This is a genomic window from Neochlamydia sp. EPS4, assembly GCF_000813665.1.
In the GTDB taxonomy this organism is placed as follows: Bacteria; Chlamydiota; Chlamydiia; order Chlamydiales; family Parachlamydiaceae; genus Neochlamydia.
Window position 1 is genome coordinate 1 of sequence record NZ_JSDQ01000102.1, and the last position, 5,836, is coordinate 5,836.

Sequence of the window (5,836 nt, forward strand, 5' to 3'; positions counted from 1 at the left end):
GATCGTTTTAAAGGCATTATGCGTAGCATATTCACTCCTCCCAAGACTACTATTCAATCCAGCTTTGATGCGATAGGACGCTTAAAAACATGGAAACGTTAATTTATAAGATATTTTTAGAGAATTGGCAACGTAAAATAGTAGCGGTTGCATTAGCAGTTATCCTATGGCTATGCGTAAACTATTCTATAACTGCCACCAAAACGATCTTGGGCGTACCCATAAGAATTATTAATTTGCCCGCTGATAAGACGATTCAGGGTTTATTACCTAATGGTATTTTAAATAAACGCATTGCTCTCACTTTAAGCGGTAGAAAAAATGTTATTCGTGAATTAGAGCCAGGTGATTTAGAAGTCTTAATAGACTCCTCAAGCATTGATCGAGACGAGTGGGTGCTTCTCATTACTAAAAAAAATTTAATTAGCTTAAGTCCTGATATTGATCTTGCCCATAGCATCTCTAATGTCGAGCATCCTGAGTTTATTATTAAAATGAGTCGCCTTATCACGGCAAAAATACCTATTACCATTCTCCCTCCGATTGGAAACAGCCCTCCTGGCTATGAACTTCTCGATATATGGCCTCAAAAGCTTATGCAAACGCTAAGCGGTCCTGAAGAGGCTATCCAGAGCTTGAAAATACGTGGCTTAGAAGTTGTCTTTGACTTAAATGAAATTACTAAAGCAGAATTGGATGCTATTCACAGTGCTCATCTGAATGCCCAAAATGATGAAATTAGCTTCCACATTCCTAATCATTGGAAAGAAGTGGCTATTCCTTTTCATAATAATAGTTTAGAAGAAATTAATGACCCGGAAGCTCAACATTTACGCCTCGATTTTTTAAGAAATGAATTTATTCCCATCGATAAAGAAATTCCCATTCGCATATTTTATCCTTTAAAAAGCTTAGAAGAGATTAATCCTCAAACGTGCACTTTAGCAATCAGTGATAAAGTAAAAGAAAGGCATGGGGCCACCATTTTTAATCAAAAAATATTCACCAAAAATGTCAGTAGCTTGTTTGTGGAGATTATCAAACCTAATATGGAAATTGTTATTAGTGCGGCCCCCAAAAATGAGCGAGAAACGTTACTGTGGAGTTTGGAGGTTGTAGCTGCTGAAGATTTAGAAAATACCTATGTCGCCTATTTCATGGGCGATCTGCTAAAATCTCTGTATAACCCCGATATTGCTCTCTCCCCTCAACACCAAGAAACCTTGCTGCGCAAACGTTTCCGCGATTATTTACAAAAATTAACTTTATACTCCTCCCCCGACCAAAAGTTACAGATTGACAGCTATTGGGAAGACAAATTTATTAAGGTCAAAAGCTAATTATGCCTTCCACACGTTTTTATTTTTGCTCCAGGCTACAGGCTGGCCAGGAAGTTATCTTAGAGGGGAATGAATTTCATCATCTAGCGCATGTCATGCGCTTAGAAGAAGGTGAACAAGCTGAATTTGTTAATGGCGCAGGAACTCTTGCGATAGGAGTTTTAAAGCAGCGGGAGAAAAAACAGGCTACATTCATTATTGAGTCTTTCATTCAGCAAGAAAAAACTAGCTCTGAATTAATTCTAGCCCAAGGATTACCTCGGCTTAATCGCTTAGATTTTATTATTGAAAAAAGCACTGAATTGGGAGCTACTCAAATCTGGCTATTTCCCGGCCAAAATAGTGAACGAAAATCTCTTAATGAGCATCAATTGAAACGCATGGAAAGTTTAATGATTGCCGCTATGAAGCAATGTGGGCGTCTCTACCTTCCGTCATTAGTCATTAAGCCTGCACTTCATCAATGGGACCTATTAAAAACCCCTGCTTTCTTTGGAGATGTACGAGAGACAGCCCCTTTCTTTTGGCACATTCATTCTCCTGGAAAAGAGGCCCTTTTTTTTATAGGCCCTGAAGCGGGCTTTACTGCAGCTGAAATTGAACGGTTAGGGCAAATGGGTGCTCAGGGTGTGAAGCTTCATCCCAATATCTTGCGCACCGATACCGCTGCTTTGGTTGCTTTAAGCATTATGAGCCAATAGGGCTCCCACAGGTATTCCTTATCCTTCCTCTATCTGAGGGAGGTTTTCAAAGCCATCAAATAGCTGTTGCACTCGTACATCCCAAGTATGTTCCTTCATCACTTTTTCACGTCCTTTAGCGATAACTTCTTTACGTTTTAAAGGTTTTTTCAAATATTCTTCTACCCAGGCGTCGACCTCCGCCCATTTATGCGGCGAATAGATAAGAATGTTTTCTTCATGTTCAAAATTTCTTCTGATCCATAGATTATCACTGGTAATAGGTAGAGCTCCGCAAGCCAAGCCGTTAAAAATTCGTTCATGCGTACCATTTTTAAAAAAAGGCATACTATTTAAGCATATTTTGCTTTGCTTAAGGATCTCTAGGCCTTTTTCATAATTAACGGCCGGATGAATGGTCACATTTTGCATGGTTCTTAGGCTATATTCCCATCCTAATATGGGCTTTTCACGACGCCAACAAAGATCTCCAAAGACATGTACCTGCGCATTTTTTATAGAGAGAATAAGCTCTGTACGATCTTTTCCTCGCATATAGTTATCGACATAATAAGCATAATGAATAATTTTATCTTCTAATTCGCTCTCATTTTCACAAGAACAGGCTTCCTCTTGCACTATTTTTTTAATCGCTGGATAAACGGCAGTCTTATTGTCGCTTAACACTATTTCAATCGCCTTTTCTATGATTTCTATATCATTTTTTTCCATTGTCTGCCGCCAGTAAGCACGCAAGTTTTCATGATCATAACAGCTGCCTAAAAAGACCACCTCATAGGGCCTTTCTTGATTCATGGCAGGTTCCAATTCCCTTTCTACAGCATGGGCAAGAAAAAAAGTTTTCGAAAAATTTTTAGAATAAATATATTCGCAATCCCCCTGGTCTACACAGGTAATGATAGTATTTTTACTTTTAAGTACATCTCTATAATTATAGGCAGGATCGACAAAGAAGGCGAGATGAGGAACGCCCGTATGATCTGAAATATATTTGCCATCCTCTGAAATCATGGAATTAAATGAGCAGGTAAAAACGGTTTCCTGCGGATTACTTGCTCTTATAAATTCTATGCGCTGCTGCTGCAACGTATGATAATCGATGATGCTTGTTTCAATGCCTAGACGATTAAAAGCTTCGGCAAAACGGGCACAAAAGTAGCGTTTAGATTCGTAAAGGTTATAGTTAGAAAGAAAGGCGATATGCATATAAGATACTCTCCCATTATTCTTAACTTGCTATAACCTGCAATATTTTTCACCTATAATCTACCTATTTCATCATTTCCTTTCTAACCCTCCTTTACTTGGCATACTTCCTGCTACTCCTTCATTAAAAAATAAATCATAGCCATTCAAACCTGGCTTTATTTAATAAATTAAAAAATAAAAATTTTAATATTAATGATTATATAATTAATAATATAATTATAACTATAAATAGATTTATATATAAGATATAATTAAGTAGGGAGAAATTCTATGTCAGTTCCCATATTCTCTAAATTGTTAAACCCTATGGCATCTTCTCAACATGATATTCCTCCTAAACTCAATGGTTTTACCTTAGCGGCTGATGGCAAATCAGCTATTAAAGATATTAAGCTTCAAGGAATTAAACTAAAATTTGTGGTCTCACTTGCTGATTGCAAATCTCCTGAAGATCAGCAAAAACGTTTAGCTTCTTTTAGTTCGGAAAAAATTAAAAAAGCAGCTAGCTTAGCCATAGGATTGGGCTTAGGAAAAGAAAAAGAACTCAAGCAAGTGAGCTTTGAGCGTACGGCTGAAAGCAACTTATTAACAGCGACTAAACATTATGCAAATCAAAAAACTAATAAAGTCGATTCTAAATATTTTAATACCCTTGAAAAGCTGCTAAGTGAGAGAGGAGATAAACCGGGCTTAAAGCGTTTAATAAAGCAAAAAGAATTGTACGAAAAAACTGTACAGGCATGGAATAAACAGGGAAAATTAGACAAAAAAGCTGGAAGCATGGGGCCTGCTTTTACAGCGATGTATTCAGAAAATATTAAAAAGCAGGTAACCAGCGAAATGCAAAAACAAGAAAGAGTTTTTAGACCCCTCCCTCCCCTTCCCTCCCGAGCAGATTCTTCTCAGAAGGAAAAAATAACTGAAACAGCTTCTCAGGAAGCAGATAAATCCTTTACCTCACTAGGTGTAGAAGAAGAAAAAACATTCCATACGTTCGAAGAGGAATTACTCGCTTTAGATTTACAAACTACAGGAGAATTAGAAAATCCAACAGGTAAAATTCTCACACAGGCAGATCAATCTGAAATCAATAAAGAAGAGACTTTGCCACCTAGCGATAAGAAGAAAGTTATATCAGAAGAAGACCAAGCAATCTTTAAAAAATTTGCTAAGCTTTTAGAAGAATTAAATGATGAAAACAAAGGCCTTACTCTTAAATCTAATGGGGCAATTCAAATTGCAAAAAGGCGCATTCTAAGCTTAGGAAGCTTTTTTAACCAAGACCGCAGTAAAAAGAGCCAAGCGGCCTTATCAAAAATATTAGCTACAATAGATTCAACCCTCCGTAATGGCTATGATCCCCTTATTCCTAATGGCTCAGGAGAACCTTTAGATATAAGAAAGTTATATAATAATTTTATTCAAAGTTCCTATGGTGAAAAATTGATTATGAATTCACCTTCTATAGCCCACATGATTGTTAATCATTCGCTAGCAAAAATTAATGACAATGATCCTGAAATGGGTAAAAAATTAGAAGGCCAGTTTGCGCGCTTAACGGCTAGCGACAAATATGACGAAAAAGCCGTATTACAGTTTATTAAAGATTTGACTTTCAGCGTAGCTATTGCTCAATACAAAAATTCTACCAGCTCTACTTCTAATACGCATCTCAGCCAAACACAGGCTTTAAATTTTAACCCTGTGCCACTCAATTCAAAATTAGACCAGGTAATAAATGAACTTATTACTACCGAGAAAAGTTATCTTAAGAACATTCGTTTGTTACTCCCTCATTCTTCTGAATATAACGTTTTCCAAAAACTATTGGATCATAAGGTTATCGCAGAAGAGGAACATGCTATTCTAACACAAGGATGGCAAGAGCTAGCCAAGCAATCTGAATCCTTGATTGGACAACTTGAGGCTATGCAAAAAGACTCAGGAAATCCTTTAGAAGCTCTGACTACTATTTTTTCTGAAAGCAATTTAGAAGATTATATAAAGTCCACAGGAATACTAGTCATTAAAAATATTCAACTCAATCAGGTGATAACAAAAATTTCCAAAACACCAGAAGGAAAGAGTATCCTGCAAGGGTTTGACAATCATCCTCCTTATGTCAATTTAGGCTCTATATTTATAGGTCCTGTGCAAAGGCTTCCTCGCTTAGAGATGCTAATGAAAGAAGTAAGCAAAAGAAGTGGCGATCAAAACTTAAGAGAAGCACAAGCACTTGCTGCCTTAGGAACAAACATAAAAGCACAGATAAACTTTATCAATTCATTAACGCCCACTTTATAATAGGCAAGATTAAAAAAGAAAAAGAGGTAAACAGCTCAACTATATGGATTTAAAAAAAAGCTAGAATGATAAAGAAAAAAAGGTGGAATAAAGCAAGATAGGCTAATAGGAGGACAGAAGAGCTTTTGGAAGCGATAATTAAGTAAAAAAAAAAGCTTGGCGGCGACCTACTCTCCCACACTCTTGTGTGCAGTACCATCGGCGATAAGAGGCTTGACTTCTGAGTTCGGTATGGGATCAGGTATTTCCCTCTCTCTATTGCCACCAAGCAAAATTGTTTTT

The 5,836-nt window shown here is 37.0% G+C and carries 4 protein-coding genes and 1 rRNA gene; 3 read left to right on the top strand and 2 right to left on the bottom strand.

Annotated features, from left to right (window positions below; all coding sequences use genetic code 11):
* Positions 1-89: 89 nt before the first annotated feature.
* Together DB42_RS10000 and DB42_RS10005 are read left to right on the top strand one after the other, a co-directional pair.
* Positions 90-1,340, top strand: coding sequence for a YbbR-like domain-containing protein (locus tag DB42_RS10000; protein ID WP_044882838.1), 1,251 nt, complete (start codon positions 90-92; stop codon positions 1,338-1,340).
* 2 nt (positions 1,341-1,342) lie between these two features.
* Entirely contained in the window at positions 1,343-2,041 is a 699-nt protein-coding gene (locus tag DB42_RS10005) for a 16S rRNA (uracil(1498)-N(3))-methyltransferase (RefSeq protein ID WP_044882839.1), read from the top strand.
* An 18-nt stretch (positions 2,042-2,059) separates the two neighbouring features.
* Here the strand turns inward: DB42_RS10005 and DB42_RS10010 are convergent, their stop codons facing one another.
* Positions 2,060-3,247, bottom strand: coding sequence for a glycosyltransferase (locus tag DB42_RS10010; RefSeq protein ID WP_044882840.1), 1,188 nt, complete (start codon positions 3,245-3,247; stop codon positions 2,060-2,062).
* 273 nt (positions 3,248-3,520) lie between these two features.
* On the opposite strand from DB42_RS10010, the gene DB42_RS10015 reads away from it, so the two are divergent.
* On the top strand, positions 3,521-5,554 hold the full coding sequence (locus tag DB42_RS10015; protein ID WP_044882841.1) for a RhoGEF domain-containing protein: 2,034 nt from the start codon (positions 3,521-3,523) through the stop codon (positions 5,552-5,554).
* Positions 5,555-5,708: 154 nt separating this feature from the next.
* On the opposite strand, the gene rrf is transcribed toward DB42_RS10015, so the two are convergent.
* A 5S ribosomal RNA gene (gene rrf / locus DB42_RS10020) occupies positions 5,709-5,823 on the bottom strand.
* Between the last annotated feature and the right edge of the window lie 13 nt (positions 5,824-5,836).